General features: G+C 66.4%; 18 protein-coding genes. 14 read left to right on the top strand and 4 right to left on the bottom strand.

Annotated elements, in window-relative coordinates:
* The first annotated feature begins 27 nt into the window (after positions 1–27).
* From ACFO0J_RS12735 to ACFO0J_RS12680, 12 genes are all read left to right on the top strand, one after another.
* Positions 28–456 (top strand): RidA family protein, encoded by a 429-nt coding sequence (locus ACFO0J_RS12735; protein WP_376813461.1) that lies wholly within the window; start codon positions 28–30, stop codon positions 454–456.
* 85 nt (positions 457–541) lie between these two features.
* Positions 542–1,117, top strand: a complete 576-nt coding sequence (gene nbaC, locus ACFO0J_RS12730) for a 3-hydroxyanthranilate 3,4-dioxygenase (RefSeq protein WP_376813460.1) — start codon at positions 542–544, stop codon at positions 1,115–1,117.
* A 32-nt stretch (positions 1,118–1,149) separates the two neighbouring features.
* Positions 1,150–2,142, top strand: coding sequence for an amidohydrolase family protein (locus ACFO0J_RS12725; RefSeq protein WP_376813459.1), 993 nt, complete (start codon positions 1,150–1,152; stop codon positions 2,140–2,142).
* Positions 2,143–2,158: 16 nt separating this feature from the next.
* The gene (gene dmpE, locus ACFO0J_RS12720) at positions 2,159–2,944 is read left to right on the top strand and encodes a 2-oxopent-4-enoate hydratase (protein WP_376813458.1); all 786 of its coding nucleotides are present in this window, start codon (positions 2,159–2,161) and stop codon (positions 2,942–2,944) included.
* 12 nt (positions 2,945–2,956) lie between these two features.
* Positions 2,957–3,862: an acetaldehyde dehydrogenase (acetylating) gene (locus tag ACFO0J_RS12715; protein ID WP_376813457.1), complete on the top strand. Its 906-nt coding sequence runs from the start codon at positions 2,957–2,959 to the stop codon at positions 3,860–3,862.
* Positions 3,863–3,872: 10 nt separating this feature from the next.
* Entirely contained in the window at positions 3,873–4,901 is a 1,029-nt protein-coding gene (gene dmpG, locus ACFO0J_RS12710; protein WP_376813456.1) for a 4-hydroxy-2-oxovalerate aldolase, read from the top strand.
* On the top strand, positions 4,898–5,686 hold the full coding sequence (gene dmpH / locus ACFO0J_RS12705; protein WP_376813455.1) for a 2-oxo-3-hexenedioate decarboxylase: 789 nt from the start codon (positions 4,898–4,900) through the stop codon (positions 5,684–5,686). Before dmpG ends, dmpH begins: the two co-directional genes overlap by 4 nt.
* A gap of 48 nt (positions 5,687–5,734) precedes the next feature.
* A complete protein-coding gene (locus tag ACFO0J_RS12700) occupies positions 5,735–6,904 on the top strand; it encodes an ABC transporter substrate-binding protein (protein WP_376813454.1) in 1,170 nt (389 codons plus the stop codon).
* A 68-nt stretch (positions 6,905–6,972) separates the two neighbouring features.
* The gene (locus ACFO0J_RS12695; protein ID WP_376813453.1) at positions 6,973–7,893 is read left to right on the top strand and encodes a branched-chain amino acid ABC transporter permease; all 921 of its coding nucleotides are present in this window, start codon (positions 6,973–6,975) and stop codon (positions 7,891–7,893) included.
* A 7-nt stretch (positions 7,894–7,900) separates the two neighbouring features.
* Positions 7,901–8,881: a branched-chain amino acid ABC transporter permease gene (locus tag ACFO0J_RS12690; protein WP_376813452.1), complete on the top strand. Its 981-nt coding sequence runs from the start codon at positions 7,901–7,903 to the stop codon at positions 8,879–8,881.
* Between the two features lies 1 nt (position 8,882).
* Entirely contained in the window at positions 8,883–9,644 is a 762-nt protein-coding gene (locus ACFO0J_RS12685) for an ABC transporter ATP-binding protein (protein WP_376813451.1), read from the top strand.
* Complete coding sequence (locus ACFO0J_RS12680) at positions 9,641–10,360, top strand: ABC transporter ATP-binding protein (RefSeq protein WP_376813450.1); 720 nt, start codon at positions 9,641–9,643, stop codon at positions 10,358–10,360. Before ACFO0J_RS12685 ends, ACFO0J_RS12680 begins: the two co-directional genes overlap by 4 nt.
* On the opposite strand, the gene ACFO0J_RS12675 is transcribed toward ACFO0J_RS12680, so the two are convergent.
* Positions 10,361–10,870: an ureidoglycolate lyase gene (locus ACFO0J_RS12675; protein WP_376813449.1), complete on the bottom strand. Its 510-nt coding sequence runs from the start codon at positions 10,868–10,870 to the stop codon at positions 10,361–10,363.
* Positions 10,871–10,935: 65 nt separating this feature from the next.
* The gene (uraD, locus tag ACFO0J_RS12670) at positions 10,936–11,442 is read right to left on the bottom strand and encodes a 2-oxo-4-hydroxy-4-carboxy-5-ureidoimidazoline decarboxylase (protein ID WP_376813448.1); all 507 of its coding nucleotides are present in this window, start codon (positions 11,440–11,442) and stop codon (positions 10,936–10,938) included.
* Positions 11,443–11,594: 152 nt separating this feature from the next.
* On the opposite strand from uraD, the gene ACFO0J_RS12665 reads away from it, so the two are divergent.
* The gene (locus tag ACFO0J_RS12665) at positions 11,595–12,521 is read left to right on the top strand and encodes a LysR family transcriptional regulator (RefSeq protein ID WP_376813447.1); all 927 of its coding nucleotides are present in this window, start codon (positions 11,595–11,597) and stop codon (positions 12,519–12,521) included.
* Between the two features lie 118 nt (positions 12,522–12,639).
* Here the strand turns inward: ACFO0J_RS12665 and ACFO0J_RS12660 are convergent, their stop codons facing one another.
* Together ACFO0J_RS12660 and ACFO0J_RS12655 are read right to left on the bottom strand one after the other, a co-directional pair.
* Entirely contained in the window at positions 12,640–14,022 is a 1,383-nt protein-coding gene (locus ACFO0J_RS12660) for an NCS2 family permease (RefSeq protein WP_376813446.1), read from the bottom strand.
* A 143-nt stretch (positions 14,023–14,165) separates the two neighbouring features.
* Positions 14,166–15,140, bottom strand: coding sequence for a LysR family transcriptional regulator (locus tag ACFO0J_RS12655; RefSeq protein ID WP_376813445.1), 975 nt, complete (start codon positions 15,138–15,140; stop codon positions 14,166–14,168).
* A gap of 138 nt (positions 15,141–15,278) precedes the next feature.
* On the opposite strand from ACFO0J_RS12655, the gene xdhA reads away from it, so the two are divergent.
* The gene (xdhA, locus tag ACFO0J_RS12650) at positions 15,279–16,763 is read left to right on the top strand and encodes a xanthine dehydrogenase small subunit (protein ID WP_376813545.1); all 1,485 of its coding nucleotides are present in this window, start codon (positions 15,279–15,281) and stop codon (positions 16,761–16,763) included.
* The last annotated feature ends 4 nt before the right edge of the window (positions 16,764–16,767 follow it).

The raw sequence follows: 16,767 nt of genomic DNA, 5'->3' as shown, positions 1-16,767 counted from the left end.
GTCCGGACACACAGGAGACCGCATCCCATGAGCACCGCATCCGCCCAGGTCGTTCCCGGCAAAGCCACGCCGCGCGGGAAGTTCCCCCACGTCAAGCGCGCGGGCGACTTTCTGTTCGTCTCGGGCACCAGTTCGCGCCGCGCCGACAACACCCTGGCCGGCGTGGAGACGGTGGACGCCATGGGTGCGGTGCACATGGACATCCGTGAACAGACCCGCGCCGTGATCGAGAACATCCGCGACATCCTGGCCAGCGCCGGCGCCGGCCTGGAAGACGTGGTCGAGATCAGCGCCTACCTGGTCGATATGGGGGATTTCGCCGGTTACAACGAAGTCTATGGCGAGTACTTCGGCTTCGAAGGGCCGGCGCGCACCACGGTCGCCGTCCATCAGTTGCCGCACCCGCACCTGCGGATCGAGATCAAGGCCATCGCCTACAGGCCGCCGGTCGCCTGATCACCGGGCCGGATACGATGACCGGCGCCTGGGACGGCGCCGGCACACCACCAGCGCGCGACCCGCGCGCGACAAGGAGACAGACATGGATGCCAAGTACGGTTTGCCCAAGAATCTGATGCAGTGGGTGGACAATCATCGCGACCGGCTGAAGCCGCCGGTGTGCAACGCGGCGATCTTTCCCGACGGCAACTACATCATCAATATGGTGGGCGGCGGCAACCAGCGCACCGACTTCCACGACAACCCGACCGAAGAGATCTTCTACCAGTTGCGCGGCGAGGCCTTTCTGGTCGTCTGGGACCGCGGGCGCTTCGAGCGCATCGACCTGAAGGAAGGCGACATCTTCCTGCAGCCGCCGCACCTGATCCATTCGCCGCAGCGCCCTGACCCCAATGGCCTGTGCCTGTTGATCGAGCTGCCCCGCCCCCAGGGCAAGCAGGACAGCCTGCAATGGCATTGCGCCCATTGCGGCGCCGAAGTCTGGAAAGCCACGCAGCAACTCGAAAGCCTGGTGGACGACCTGCCCAAGGTCTATGACCGGTTCTACGCCCTGAAGGACGAGGAACGCGTCTGTCCGGACTGCGGCACCCAGCACCCGGGCAAGGACTACCGCATCTGGCATGAACAACTGAGCCGTTCCAGCGTCCGGGACTTCTGAGCGTGGAACGAGACACCTGAAAGGCCATCGACATGATAGATATCCACGCGCACATCTTCCCGGAGATTACCCGCGAGCAGGCCCACGCGCTGGACCCGGCGCAGGCGCCCTGGCTGAAGGTCACCGGCCCGGACACGGGCATGATCATGAAGGGCGACAGTGAATTCCGCCCGGTCGAACCCGTGCTGTGGGACGCGGATCTGCGCGTGGCCGATATGGACCGCCTGGGCCTGGCCGTGCAGATCGTCAGCGCCACGCCGATCATGTTCGGCTATGAACTGGACGCCCCCAAGGTCGCCGACTGGGCCGCCCGCATGAACGACCTGACGCTGGGGTATTGCGCCGGCCACCCGGACCGCCTGAAGGCCCTGGCCCAGGTGCCGCTGCAGGACACCGAGCTGGCGTGCCGCGAAGCGTTGCGCGCCAAGGCGGCGGGCCACGTGGGCGTACAGATCGGCAACCACGTCGGCGACCGCGACCTGGACGACGCGCAATTGGTGGAATTCCTGCACCACTGCGCCGTGAACGACATCCCGGTGCTGGTCCACCCCTGGGACATGATGGGCGGCAGCGGGCGCATGCGCCAGTGGATGCTGCCCTGGCTGGTGGCCATGCCGGCGGAAACCTCGCTGGGGATTCTGTCGCTGATCCTGTCGGGCGCCTTCGAGCGGCTGCCGCGCAGCCTGAAGCTGTGCTTCGCGCACGGCGGCGGCTCGTTCGCCTACACCCTGGGCCGGGTCGACAATGCCTGGAAATACCGCGACATCGTGCGCCAGGACTGCCCGAATCCGCCGTCCTCCTACTGCGACCGGTTCTCGGTGGATTCCGCCGTCTTCGATCCCGCCGCCCTGCGCCTGCTGGTGGACGTGATGGGCAGCGAGCGCGTGATGCTCGGGTCCGACTATCCCTATCCGCTGGGCGAGCAGCGCATCGGCGCACTGGTGGGCGAGACCGCCCTGCTGGACGACGCCGAAAAACACCGCATCCTGGCCGGCAACGCCCGGACCTTCTTCAACCTTGCCTGAACGGAGCCTATCTCCTATGGAACCCGCGCTGATCGAACGGTTGGGCGACGAACTGCACGCCGCCTGGACCGACCGCCAAGCCATCGACCCTCTGACGAGCCGCCACCCGGACATCAGCATCGAGGACGCCTATCACGTGCAGCAGCGCATGGTGGGCCGCCGCCTGGACGCGGGCGCCCGCGTGGTGGGCAAGAAGATCGGCGTCACCAGCCAGGCCGTGATGGACATGCTGGGCGTCTATCAGCCGGACTTCGGCTATCTGCTCAGCGACATGGTGGTCGCCCCGGGCGAGGCCGTCTCCATGTCCGGCCTGATCCAGCCCAAGGCCGAGGGCGAGATCGCCTTCATCCTGAAGAAAGACCTGCGCGGGCCGGGGGTGACGGTCAGTGACGTGCTGGCCGCGACCGAGGCCGTGACCGTCTGCTTCGAGATCGTCGATTCCCGCATCCGCGACTGGAAGATCAAGATCCAGGACACCGTGGCCGACAACGCCTCCTGCGGGGTGTTCGTGCTGGGCGACCGGCTGGTCAGTCCGCGCGGGCTGGACCTGCGCACCTGCGGCATGGTGTTCGAGAAGAACGGCGAACTGCTGGGCACGGGGGCGGGCGCCGCCGCGCTGGGCCATCCCGCCAATGCCGTGGCCTGGCTGGCCAATGCGCTGGGAGCGCTGGGGGTCGGCCTGAATGCCGGCGAAATCATTCTGTCCGGAGCGCTGGCGGCCATGACGCCGGTCGTGGCCGGCGACAGCCTGCAGGTGTCGATCGGCGGCATCGGCGCCTGCGGCGTGCGCTTCATCGCATAAAAGGAAATCACCATGGAAAAGATCAGGTGTGCTTTGATCGGGTCGGGCAATATCGGCACCGATCTGCTGTACAAGCTGCAACGCAGCCCGGTGCTGGAGCCGGTCTGGATGGTGGGCATCGACCCCGAATCCGAGGGCCTGGCGCGCGCCCGCGACCTGGGCCTGAAGACCACGGCCGAGGGCGTGGACGGCCTGCTGCCGCACATGGCGGAGGACCGCATCCAGATCGTCTTTGATGCGACCTCGGCCTACGTGCACAAGGAAAACAGCGACAAGGTGACGGCGCGCGGCGCGCTGATGATCGACCTGACGCCGGCGGCCATCGGTCCGTACTGCGTGCCGCCGGTCAATCTGCAGGCGCACCTGGAACAGCGCGAGACCAACGTCAACATGGTCACCTGCGGCGGCCAGGCCACCATCCCGATGGTGGCGGCGGTGTCGCGGGTGCAGCCGGTGGACTACGCCGAGATCGTGGCGACCGTGTCGTCCAAGTCGGCCGGGCCGGGCACGCGCCGCAACATCGACGAGTTCACCGTCACGACGGCGGGCGCGGTCGAGCGGGTGGGCGGCGCCAGGAAAGGCAAGGCCATCATCATCCTGAACCCGGCCGAGCCGCCGCTGATCATGCGCGACACCGTGCACTGCCTGACCGAGACGGACCCGGACGAGGCGGCCATCACGCAATCCGTGCAGCAGATGGTGGCCGAGGTCCAGCGCTACGTGCCGGGCTATCGCCTGGTCAACGGGCCGGTCTTCGACGGCCGCCGGGTGTCGATCTACCTGGAGGTCGAGGGCCTGGGCGATTACCTGCCCAAGTATTCCGGCAACCTGGACATCATGACCGCGTCGGCGACGCGGACCGCTGAAATGTTCGCCGAGCGCATCCAGAAGGGCGAATGGACCCTGTCCGCCGCGTAAAGGAATCATCATGAGCACAGACAAGAAAACCATCACCCTGCACGACATGACGCTGCGCGACGGCATGCACGCCATGCGCCACCAGATCACGCTGCAGCAGATGAAGGACGTGGCGCAAGGGCTGGACGAGGCCGGCGTGCCGCTGATCGAAGTCACCCACGGCGACGGCCTGGGCGGCGCGTCGGTCAACTACGGTTTCTCGATGCACAGCGACGAGGAATACCTGAGCACCGTGATTCCGCTGCTCAAGCGCGCCAAGGTGTCGGCGCTGCTGCTGCCGGGCATCGGCACGGTCGAGCACCTGCGCATGGCCCACGACCTGGGCGTGCACACCATCCGGGTCGCCACCCACTGCACCGAGGCCGATGTCTCGCAGCAGCACATCGAGGCGGGCCGCAAGCTGGACATGGACACCGTGGGCTTTCTGATGATGAGCCACATGAACACGGCCGCCGGCCTGGTCTCGCAGGCCAGGCTGATGGAGGGCTACGGCGCCAACTGTATTTACATGACCGACTCGGCCGGCCACATGCTGCCGCATCAGGTGACTGAAAAGATCGGTGCGCTGCGCCAGGCGCTGAAGCCGGAGACCGAGATCGGCTTCCACGGCCACCACAATCTGGCCATGGGCGTGGCCAACAGCATGGCGGCCATCGACGCGGGCGCCGATCGCATCGATGCCGCCTGCTCGGGCATGGGCGCCGGATCGGGCAACACGCCGATGGAGGCGCTGGTGGCCGTCTGCAATCTGATGGGCATCGAGACCGGCGCGGACCTGTTCAAGGTGCAGGACGTGGCCGAGGACATCGTGTACCCGATGATGCAGGAACCGGTGCGCCTGAGCCGGGATTCGCTGACGCTGGGCTATGCGGGCGTGTACGGCTCCTTCCTGCTGTTCGCCCGCCGCGCGGAGAAACGCTACGGCGTGCCGGCGCGGGAAATCCTGGTGGAGATGGGCCGTCGCGGCATGGTCGGCGGCCAGGAGGACATGATCGAGGACACGGCGCTGAATCTGGCGCGCAAACGGAGCGCAGCATGAGTTTAGACACGGCGACCATCCAGGCGCTGGCCGAGCGCCTGGAAGACTGCGAGCTGCAGGCGCGCGACACCCTCAAGGTGACCCTGGACCATCCCGACATGGACTGGGACGATGCCTACGCCGTGCAGGACGCCATCCTGCGGCGCAAGCAGTCCCGGGGGGCGCGGATCGTCGGCCTGAAGGCCGGCCTGACCTCGTTCGCGAAGATGCGCCAGATGGGCATCGAGACCCCGATCTTCGGCTTTCTGACCGATACCTTCGTGGTGCCCGACGGCGGCAAGTGCCGTCATGCCGAACTGATCCACCCCAAGGTCGAGCCGGAGATCGTCTTCGTGACCAAGGCGCCGCTGGCCGGGCCGGGCTGCACGATCGCCGACGTGCTGGCGGCGACGGACTTCGTCCTGCCCGGCATCGAGGTCATCGACAGCCGTTACCGCGATTTCAAGTTCGACCTCAAGAGCGTGGTGGCCGATAATTGCTCGTCGTCGCGCTTCGTGGTCGGCGGCATTCCGCGTGATCCGCGCGATCTGGACCTGCGCGCCACGGGGGTGGTGATGGAAAAGAACGGCCAGGTCGTCGCGCTGGGCGCGGGGGCCGCGGTGCTGGGCCATCCGGCCAACGCGGTGGCCATGCTCGCCAATCACCTGGGCGCACGCGGGGCTTCGATCCCGGCCGGCACGCTGGTCCTCTCCGGCGGCATCACCGAGGCGGTTTCGGTGGCGGCCGGTGATCATGTCATGCTGCATATGCAGGGCATGGGTTGCACATCGCTGACTTTCGTGTAATATCAGTAAAACTTTACAACTAAACTATAAATTCTTCAGGAGACAAACATGGCATTTCGCACAACCATGCTGACAACCGCTTTGGCCCTGTCGCTGGGCCTGGCCGCCGGATCGGCGCAGGCCGAGGTGAAGATCGGCTTCCTGGCCACGCTGTCCGGCTCCGGCGCGGCGCTGGGCCAGGATATGGTCGACGGCTTCAACCTGGCGCTGGAACAGAACGGCGGCAAGCTGGGCGGTCAGGACATCGTGTTCCTGAAGGAAGACGACCAGCTCAAGCCCGACGTGGGCGTTCAGGCCATCCAGAAATTCATCGAGAAGGACAAGGTCGACATCGTCGCCGGGGTGACGTTCTCCAACGTCATGATGGCGATCGCCAAGCCCATGGCCGACGCCAACATGACCTTCGTCGGTTCCAACGCGGGTCCGGCGCCTCTGGCCGGCAACCAGTGCAACGCGGGCTTCTTCTTCGCGTCCTGGCAGAACGACGGACAGGCCGAAGTCATGGGCCAGTACGCCACCGACCAGAAGTACAAGGACGTCTACATGATCACGCCCAACTATCAGTCGGGCCGTGACCAGGTCAAGGGGTTCACGCGCTTCTACAAGGGCCGCGTGTCGGGCGAGATCTACACCCAGCTGGGCCAGCAGGATTATTCGGCTGAGCTGCTGGCGCTGCAGGCCGCCAATCCTTCCGCTGTCTGGGTCTTCCTGCCCGGCGGCATGGGCGTGAACTTCGTCAAGCAATACAAGCAGTTCGGCCTGATGGGCAAGATTCCGCTGCTGACGGTGTCCACCGTGGACGGCAGCACCTTGCCGGCCCTGGGCGATGCAGCGCTGGGCGCCTACGCCGGGACGTTCTGGGGTCCGGACTTCAAGAACCCCACCAGCGAGGCCTTCGTCGCCGCCTTCGAAAAGAAGTACAAGCGCATTCCCTCGCAGTACGCCGCCCAGTCCTATGACTCGGCGCTGCTGATCGACAGCGCCCTGAAGAAGACCGGCGGCAGTGTCGCCGACAAGAAGGCCTTCCGGGATGCCCTGCGCGCCGCGGATTATGCGTCCCTGCGCGGGCCTTTCAAGTTCAACGTCAACGGCTTCCCCATCGAAGACTTCTACGCCTTCCAGGTGGCCAAGGACGATCAGGGCCGTGTGTCTCTGAAGACCATCGGCAAGCCCCTGACGAACCACGCCGACGCTTACGTCGGGAACTGCAAGTACTGATTGGTTCGTCCAGCGAGCCTTGAACGGCGGGCGGCATATGCCGCCCGCGCCCGTCACGGAGGACGGACATGAGTCCGCAGTTGTTGTTCATGCAGGCGCTGAACGGTCTGCAATACGGGATCCTGCTGTTCCTGCTGGCCGCCGGCCTGACCCTGGTCTTCGGCATCATGAGCTTCATCAACCTGGCTCATGGCGCGCTCTACATGATGGGGGCCTATTTCGCGGCCGCCACCTTCAGCCATACGGATTCCTTCACGCTGGCCATCGCGGCGGGCCTGGGAGGCGCCATGCTGCTGGGCGTGGCGCTGGATCGCTGCGGCTTCTCGCGCCTGTATCCCAGAGAGCACCTGGACCAGGTGCTGGCGACCTTCGGGCTGATGCTGTTCTGCAACGAGGCCGTGCGCATGATCTGGGGCTCGGCGCCGATCTTCATGAGCCTGCCCGACGCGCTGAGCGAAACCGTCGTGGTGTTCGGCACGCCTTATCCCCTGTACCGCCTGCTGATCATTCTGGTGGGCCTGCTGGTGGCCCTGGGCCTGTACCTGCTGATCGAGCGCACCCGCGTCGGCATGCTGATCCGCGCCGGCGCAAGCAATCGCACCATGGTCGCGGCGCTGGGCGTGAACATCGGCTGGCTCAACACCTTCATCTTCGCCCTGGGCGCCGGCCTGGCGGGCCTGGGCGGCGCCATGGTGGGGCCGATCCTGTCGGTGCAGCCGGGCATGGGCGATTCCATCCTGATCATGACGCTGGTGGTCATCGTGATCGGCGGGATCGGGTCGATCCGCGGCGCCTTCCTGGGCGCCCTGGTGGTCGGTCTGGTCGATACGCTGGGCCGGACGGTCGCGCCGGCGCTGCTTGGCCGGGTGCTGGAACAGGAACTGGCCAGCACCCTGGGGGCGGCGGTGTCGTCGCTGGCGGTCTACGTGCTGATGGTGATCGTGCTGGCCGTCAAACCCGAAGGCCTGTTCCCCGTGAAGAAACGTTGAGTCCCGGATGAAAATGGAATCCCCGACCCTGAATACGCGCGCGCCGCGCGCCGCCGGCATGTCCTGGCCGACTGTGCTGACCGCCCTGATCTTCGTGCTGTTGCTGCTGGTGCCGGTGTACGCCGCCGTCACGGACAGCGCATACGTCCTGCTGCAGTTCAGCCGCATCCTGGTGTTCGCCCTGGCGGCCGTGGGGCTGAACCTGGCGCTGGGCTACGGCGGCCTGGTCAGCTTCGGCCATGCCATGTACATCGGCATCGGCGCCTACTGCGTCGCCATCGCGTCCCATTACGGCGCCGACAGCGGCCTTCTGCACCTGCTGCTGGTGGTCGTGGTCACCGCCCTGATTGCGGCGCCCGTCGGCCTGATCGCCCTGCGCACGCATGGGATCGCCTTCATCATGATCACGCTGGCCCTGGCGCAGATGTTCTATTTTCTGGCGGTCGGGCTGAAGCAATACGGCGGCGATGAAGGCCTGCCGATCCGCCAGCTCAGCCGTTTCGGCGAACTGACCGGCAGCCACGTCGGCCTGTACCTGGCCCTGCTGGCGTGCCTGGGCGCCAGCCTGTTGCTGCTGCGCCGGGTGATCCGGTCGCGCTTCGGCCTGATTCTGCGGGCCTCCAGCATGGATGCCCGGCGTGTGCGGGCCGTGGGCACTTCGCCGCTGGCCTACCGCCTGCTGGCCTACGTGCTGTCGGCCGAACTGTGCGCGCTGGCCGGATTCTTCCTGGCGAACCTGACCGCCTTTGCCTCGCCCGCCTACATGGCGTGGACCTCGTCCGGCGAGCTGATCATCATGGTGCTGCTGGGCGGCGCCGGTACGCTGATCGGGCCGCTGGTGGGCGCCGCCGGCTTCCTGCTGCTCGAAGAGGTCCTGAAAGGCCTCACCGACCACTGGATGATCATCATGGGGCCGATCATCGTGCTCATCGTGCTGTTCCTGCGCAATGGGATCTGGGGCATGATCGTTTCTCCCAAGGAGCACTGACATGCAGCCCTTGCTTTCGATACGCGGCCTGGTCAAACGCTACGGCGGCCTGCTGGTCACGGACCACGTGGACCTGGACATCCTGCCCGGCGAGATCCACGCCATCATCGGCCCCAACGGCGCCGGCAAGACCACGCTGATCAGCCAGATCATGGGCGAGGTCCCCTGCGACGCGGGGACCATCCGCCTGGACGGCCAATCCATCGATGCGTTCGACATGGCGCAGCGGGTCCGCGCCGGGATCGGGCGGTCCTATCAGATCACTTCGGTGATCCAGCGCTTCACCGTGCTGGAAAACGTGGTGCTGGCGGTCCAGGGCTGCCAGGGCCATGGCTTTCATTTCTGGACGCCGGCGGTGGAAACCCCGGCGCTGGTGGAACGGTCGGACGAACTGATCGGGTTGATGGGGCTGACGGCCTGGCGGGATACGCCGGCCATGTCGCTGTCCTACGGGCAGCAGCGCCAACTGGAGATCGCCATGGCGCTGGCGGCGGAACCCAAGGTGCTGCTGCTGGACGAGCCCATGGCCGGCATGGGGCATGGCGATACCGGCTCGGACATGATGGTGGACCTGCTGCGGCGCCTGAAAAGCCGCTACGGCATCCTGTTGATCGAACACGATATGGACGCGGTGTTTTCCCTGGCGGACCGCATCAGCGTGCTGTTCTACGGCAAGGTCATCTGCTGCGGCGACGTGGAGACCATCCGCCGCAGCCCGGAAGTCCGTGAGGCCTATCTGGGCGACGAGGAGGTGCCGGCATGAGCACGGATTCAATCCTGCTGAAGGTCGAGGACCTGGAATCCGGCTACGGGCAGAGCCAGGTGCTGTACGGGATGCGCCTGCAGATCGACGCCGGGCAGTGCGTGACGCTGCTGGGCCGCAACGGCATGGGCAAGACCACGACCATCAAGAGCATCATGGGCATGCACCTGGCCTGGAAAGGCCAGGTGCAGTTCAACGGTGCGAATATCCGGAACCTGCCCAGCCACCGGGTGGCGCAGCGCGGCGTCGGCCTGGTGCCGGAAGGCCGCCAGATATTCCCCAACCTGTCGGTCGAGGAAAACCTGATCGCCACGGCGGCGGACCGCCGCAAGAAATCCAATCCCTGGACGCTGTCGCGCGTTTACCAATTGTTCCCGCGCCTGCAGGAACGCGCCGGCAATTTCGGCAATCAATTGTCGGGCGGGGAACAGCAGATGCTGGCCATCAGCCGGGCCTTGATGACCAACCCCGAACTGCTGATTCTGGACGAAGCCACCGAAGGCCTGTCGCCGCTGGTCCGCCAGGAAATCTGGACGGCGCTGGCGCTGCTGCGCCACGAGGGCATGGCGATCCTGGTGATCGACAAGAACCTGGCGCCGCTGCTGCGCCTGGCGGACCGCCATTTCATCGTGGAAAAGGGCCAGATCGTCTGGGAGGGCGACTCGGACGCGCTGAGCGCCGACCCGGACGCCCGGCAGAAGTATCTGGGGGCGTGATCAGCCCAGTTCGGGGATCACGCCGGGCGCTTCCAGTTGGACGATGTCGCAGTTGTCGCCCGGGCCGGCGCGATCCACGATCAGGAAGTCCGACACGGCCTCCAGGCCCAGCAGCGGGTGGTGCCAGACGCCGCGCGCGTAGTTCACGCCCTGGTCGCCCTGGCACAGGAACACGCGCAGGTCGGCGACCGCGGGCGTGGAGGCCGGTTCTGCGACCACGACCAGATAGGGGCGGCCGCTCAGCGGGATGAAGGCCTGGCTGGCCTTCGGGTGGCGTTCCATCATGGTGACGGTGAACGGCAGCGTGCGCGGCAGGCCGCGGAAGATCGAGACGATGGCGCGGCCGTCCTCGCCCGGATCGATATGGGCCAGGTCGTGATAGCGCTCGGTATTGCCTTCGTTGATGGTGAAATGCTTGACCGTGTCATCGGCCTGGATCACGTCGCCAAAGGGTGCGAAGGCTTCCCGCGTCAGGGGTTCAATGGTCAGGGTCGTCAGCGTGGCGGTCATTGGGGGCTCCGTGAAAATCCCGGCGCGGCGCCGGGATCGGGCGATATCGGTCGATGGGCTGCGGATCAGGCGGCGAAGCGGGCGTCGAGGCGGAAGCGCGCGATCTGCCCGATCTGATCCAGGCAGGCGGCGAACTCGGTGGTGCGTTCATTGTGCAGCCGTTGTTCGACGGCGTCCATGATCTGGTAGCGGCTGCGACCCTTGACGGCGATCACGAAGGGAAAGCCGAACTGTTCGCGGTAAGTGGCGTTCAGGCCGCGCAGACGCTGCAGTTCTTCGGGGCTGCACTGATCCAGGCCGGCGCCGCGCTGTTCGCTGGTGGAATCGCTGGTCAGGGTGCCGGCGGCGGCTTCTTTGCCGGCGAGTTCCGGGTGGGCGGTGATCAGGGCGAGCTGTTCGGCCGGATCGGCTTCGAGCACCACGCGCATCATGGCCTGATGCAGGGCGTCGACGTCGGCGAAGGGCCGGGCCGCCCAGGCGCGTTCCGGGATCCAGGGGGAGTGTTCGAAGATCGACCCGAGTTCCCGGGAAAATTCGGCCTGGGACAGAGAGGACAGTTCGTGCAAAGTCATGGCAGCAAGGGGTGAGTGCATCATATGGGGAAGTCTACGGTGTATCGTGCGCCAAATGAAGGGCGCGACGCGGTATAAGTGGTATATGCTGTGCCGCATTCCCGGGGGCGCCCGCAGGTCGGCGAATCCCGGCCCGAAAGGAGAACCTCACGATGTCGACACGACGCGGTAGTGAAACGCTGGATACGTACCTGCTGAAGGTGTTCAGCATTCTGATGGCCGAGCGCAGCGTGTCGCGCACGGCGCTGAAACTCAACCAGTCCCAGCCCGCCATCAGTGTGGCGCTGAAGAACCTGCGCCAGATCCTGCAGGACCCGTTGCTGGTGCGTGAAAAAGGCGGCATGGTGCCGACCGATCGGGCGCTGGCCATTCTGGAACACGCCCGCACGGCGCTGAGCTCGATCGATTCCATGCTGGAGGCCGGCGAGGCCTTCGAGCCCGACAGCAGCCGCCAGGTCTTTCGCATCGGCTCGCCGGATTACCTGGCGCCGGCCTTCGCCGCATCGGTGGCGGCGCGCTTTCGCCGCGAGGCGCCGCACGCGCGGCTGGTGCTGCATTCCCTGGGACCGGATTTCGATTTCGAGCATTCCCTGGCCGAAGGCGATATGGACGTGGTGATCGGCAACTGGCCCGAGCCGCCCGACCGCATGCACCTGTCGGTGCTGCTGGAAGACGAGATCGTCTGCATGGTGGCGGCCGACCATCCGCTGGTGCGGCGCGGCATGACGCTGGACGATTACCGGCGCGTGCCGCACGTGGTGCCGACACCGTATTCCATCACCCAGCGCGGCATGATCGACACGGTGCTGACGTCCCTGCGCATCCAGCGCGAGGAATGCGTCGAGGCGCAGTCCTTCATGCTGGCGCCCTATCTGCTGCCGGGCACGGACCTGGTGTTCACGACCACGCGGCATTTCGCCCGCTACTACACGGAACTGCTGCCGCTGGCGATCCTGGAATCGCCGGTCGAATTCCCGCCGATGCGGTTTTATCAGTTGTGGCATGCACGCAATCATCATGCGCCCTCGCACCAGTGGCTGCGTCACCTGCTGGGAGACTGTGGACGAGCCATGACTTGATGACAGTCCACTACGGACTGTCATCCGCTCGCCGGGTCGGATCGGCCTGCAAGCCGCGACGTGGAGAGCTGCCACGGCTTGAAGATGGCCCCATGTCCTGCCTGATCGGAGCGGTTTCTTAAATCGCCCACCCACCCAGATAGAACACCGCCAGCGCAATCGCAATCGCCAGCGTGCCGATGTTCAGCTTGCGCCATTCGCCGGCGAACAGGCGGCCGATCACCAGGGTGCAGAAGCCCAGCATGATGCCGGTGACGATGTTGCAGGTCAGCACGATGAACACGGCGCAGACCATGCCGGCCATGGTGTCCACGGTGTCGTCCAGGTGCAGCTTGCGCACGCCGCCCAGCATCAGCAGACCCACGTACATCAGGGCCGGAGCGGTGGCGTAGGACGGCACCAGGCCCGCCAGCGGCGACAGGAAGATCAGCGCCAGGAAACCCAGGCCGACGATGGTGGCGGTCAGGCCGGTCTTGCCGCCGGCCGCCGTGCCGGCCGCCGATTCGATGTAGGCCGCCGCCGGGGCGCCGCCCAGGCCGGCCGACACGATGGAGCTCACCGAGTCCGCCGTCAGGGCGCGGCCGCCGTTGATGATCTGGCCGTTCTCGTCCAGTTGGCCGGCCTGGCCGGCCACGGCGCGGATGGTGCCGGTGGCGTCGAACACGGCGGTCATGACCAGGGCCAGCACGCTGGGGATGACCAGCGCGTTGAGCGCGCCGCCGACGTCCATGGCGCCGATCAGCGAGTGCTCGCCGCCGAAGGACGGCAGGGCGAACAGACCGTTGAAGGTCACGGCCGGATCCCAGATCAGGCCGACGGCCGACAGCGCCAGGATGACCAGCAGGATGCCGCCGGGCACGCGCCGACGCTCCAGGCCGAAGATCGCCGCCAGGCCCACGACCGACAGCAGGGCCGGCATGGCGTTGATGGCGCCCAGAGACACCGGCAGGCCGGGGCCGGGGTTCTTCACCACCAGGCCGACTTCATTGGCGGCGATCAGCAGCAGGAACAGCCCGATGCCGATGCCGGTGCCGTGCGCGATGCCGGCCGGCAGGTTGCGCAGGATCCAGCTACGGACGCCGGTGGCGGAAATGGCCGTGAAGATCACGCCCATCAGGAAGATGGCGCCCAGCGCGACGGCGGGCGACAGGCCCTGGCCCAGGACCAGGTCGAAGGCCGTGAAGGCTGTCAGCGAGATCGCGCAGCCCACGGCGATCGGCAGATTGGCCCACAGGCCCATCAGCAGCGAACCGAAGGCGCTGGTGAGACAGACCGCGATGAAGACCGAGGAGGTGTCGAAGCCCGCCTTGCCCAGCATCGCGGGGACGACGAACACGGAGTAGACCATCGCCAGGAAGGTCGTCAGCCCGGCCAGGGTTTCCTGGCGCACATTGGTGCCGCGGGCGGAAAGCTGGAAGCGTCGCTCCAGCCAGGGGGTGGAAGAAGCGGGGGTCGCGGGGCTGCCCAGCCCCGACGGCAAGGCGTGTTCCTGTTCGCTCATGAGCGGTGTCTCCTGAATGGTGGGCGCCTTCTGATGGGTGCGGGCGCTTGTTGAGTTGGACCATTCTAGGGACGGGTTTTTCGGATTTGTGAGCGCCGTCCTGATGACGACTATCAAGCCCGGATGATGTTTTCTGGGGGCGCCTAGGGTTTGTCCTGATGTGGTGTGAGCGGGTTTTGGCGGTCGCTGTCCAGGCTGGCTTGCAGCATGGCGGCGACCTTGGCGATGCACTGGCGCAGCCAGACGACTTCCGGGGCGCCGTGACAGCGGCGGTGCCACAGCAGGTAGAAGCGCATGGGCGGAAACGGCAGCGGCGCGGGCAGGATGGTGATGGGCAGATAGCGCGCGTAATGCTGGGCGAATTGCCGGCCGGTGGTGAAGATCAGGTCGGTGCGCAGCAGCATGCCGGCCACCTGGCCGAAATAGGGGATGGTCATCTGGATGTTGCGTTTCAGGCCTTGGGAGGCCAGATGGCCGTCGATGAAGCTCTGGCGGGCGGTCACGTGGGGAAAGGGCGCCAGATGCGGCAGGTCCAGGTAGTGTTTCAGGGTGAGTTCGCGGTGGGCGGCCGGGTTCTGGCTGCCGATCATACAGACGACTTCGTCGTCGAACAGCCGCGCCATGTGCATCTGCGGCGGCGGCTCGAGCCAGTTGCCGATGACCACGTCCAGGCCGCCGTCTTCCAGGCCGCCGGCGTAGTCGTACTCGGCGTTGATCGGGTGTACGATGAATTTGGCGTGCGGCGCCTCCCGGCGCAGGATCTCGGCGATGTTCGGCAGAAACATCGCATCCAGATAATCCGGCGCGCCCAGGTGAAATTCGCGCGTGGTCCGGGCCGGGTCGAACGCCCCCGGCGGCTGGGTGATGCGTTCGATCGCGCTCAGCGCCTCGTTGGCGTGCGCCAGCAGTTCCAGCCCGCGGGCGGTCGGCACCATGCCGGTCTTGCCGCGCACCAGAATCGGGTCGCCGGTGATGTCGCGCAGGCGGCGCAGCGAATTGCTCAGGGCCGGCTGCGACAGCCCCAGTTTGATGGCGGCGCGCGAGACGCTTTGTTCGGTCAACAGGATCTGCAGGATGCGCAGCAGATGGGTGTCCATGGGTTCGCGGGTTCGTTGCATCGGCCTATTATTCACGGGCATGCCCCGCCCGTCCACCGAATCCCGGCATGATGTTCCCCATCATTGCCCGTGAATGGCCGGGGTGGTCGCGCGGTGATATTGTGGATGCAACACCTGTTCAATGAAAAGAGGGATGCGATGGAGACCGAGGTCATTCGCTTTCACTATCGTGGCCAGACCCACGAAGTTTCCGACCAACCCACGACCCGCACGGTGCTGCAGTACCTGCGCGAAGATCTGGGCTGCATGGGCACCAAAGAAGGCTGCGCCGAAGGCGACTGCGGCGCCTGTACCGTCATGGTGGCCGAGCCCGACGGCCGGGGAGGCGTGACCATGCGGGCGGTGAACGCTTGCATCCAGTTTCTGCCCACGCTCGACGGCAAGGCGCTGTACACGGTCGAGGACCTGCGCGGCGAAGACGGCGCGCTGCATCCGGTGCAGCAGGCCATGGTCGATTGCCACGGCTCCCAGTGCGGCTTCTGCACCCCGGGCTTCGTCATGTCCCTGTGGGGCATGTACCTGGCGCACGGCCCGCAGGACCCCGCGCCCACGCGCACCGAAATCGACGATGCGCTGTCGGGCAATCTGTGCCGCTGCACCGGCTACCAGCCGATCGTGCGCGCCGCCGGCGAGATGTTCGACTACCCGGCCGTGAACTTCGATCGCGCCGCGCTGGCCGGCATCCTGGCCGCGCTGCAACGCGACGAGGTCTTTACCTACACGCATGACGGCCACACCTTCCACGCGCCGCGCACCCTGGCGCAACTGGCGCAGTTGCGCGTCGAGTATCCAGACGCCCGCATCCTGGCCGGCAGCACCGACGTCGGCCTGTGGGTGACCAAGCAATTCCGCGACCTGCCGCACCTGATCTACATCGGCCAGGTGGCCGAACTGCGCGACATCCATCTGGAAGGCGACGATCTGCTGATCGGCGCGGGCGCGCTGTTGAACGATGCCTTTGACGCGCTGGTCGAGCACCTGCCGGAACTGGCCGAAATGCGTCAGCGCTTCGCGTCCTTCCCGATCCGCAACGCGGGCACGCTGGGCGGCAATGTGGCCAATGGCTCGCCGATCGGCGATTCCATGCCGGGCCTGATCGCCCTGGGCGCCTCCATCATCCTGCGCCAGGGCGGGCGGGTGCGCGAAATGCCGCTCGAGGACTACTACCTGGGCTACCAGAAGAACGCGTCCGAGCCCGGCGAGTTCGTGCAGGGCCTGCGCGTGCCCGTGCGCGTGGCCGGCCGCCAGTTCCGCCACTACAAGCTGACCAAGCGTTTCGATCAGGACATCTCGGCGGTGTGTGCGGCCTTTGCCGTGATTCTGGACGCGTCCGGCGTGGTGCAGTCCGTGCGCACCGGTTTCGGCGGCGTCGCCGCCACGCCCAGCCGGGCGCGCGCCGTGGAAGCCGCGCTGCAGGGCAAGCCCTGGGACGAGGCCCATGTCCACGCCGCGATGGACGCCGTGGGGCAGGATTTCAAGCCGCTGACCGACATGCGCGCCAGCAGCGAATACCGCCTGCTGGCCTCGCGCAATCTGCTGTACCGCTTTTATCTGGAAACCGCCCCTGGGGCGCCGCTGGCGACGCATCAGGTCAGTACGGCCGCGTTGGCCGACATCGCTTGAGGGA

This window comes from Castellaniella hirudinis, assembly GCF_042651965.1.
Lineage (GTDB): Bacteria > Pseudomonadota > Gammaproteobacteria > Burkholderiales > Burkholderiaceae_B > Castellaniella > Castellaniella hirudinis.
Note: the sequence above shows the minus strand (reverse complement) of the source record. Positions and strands in the feature narration are given on the sequence as shown.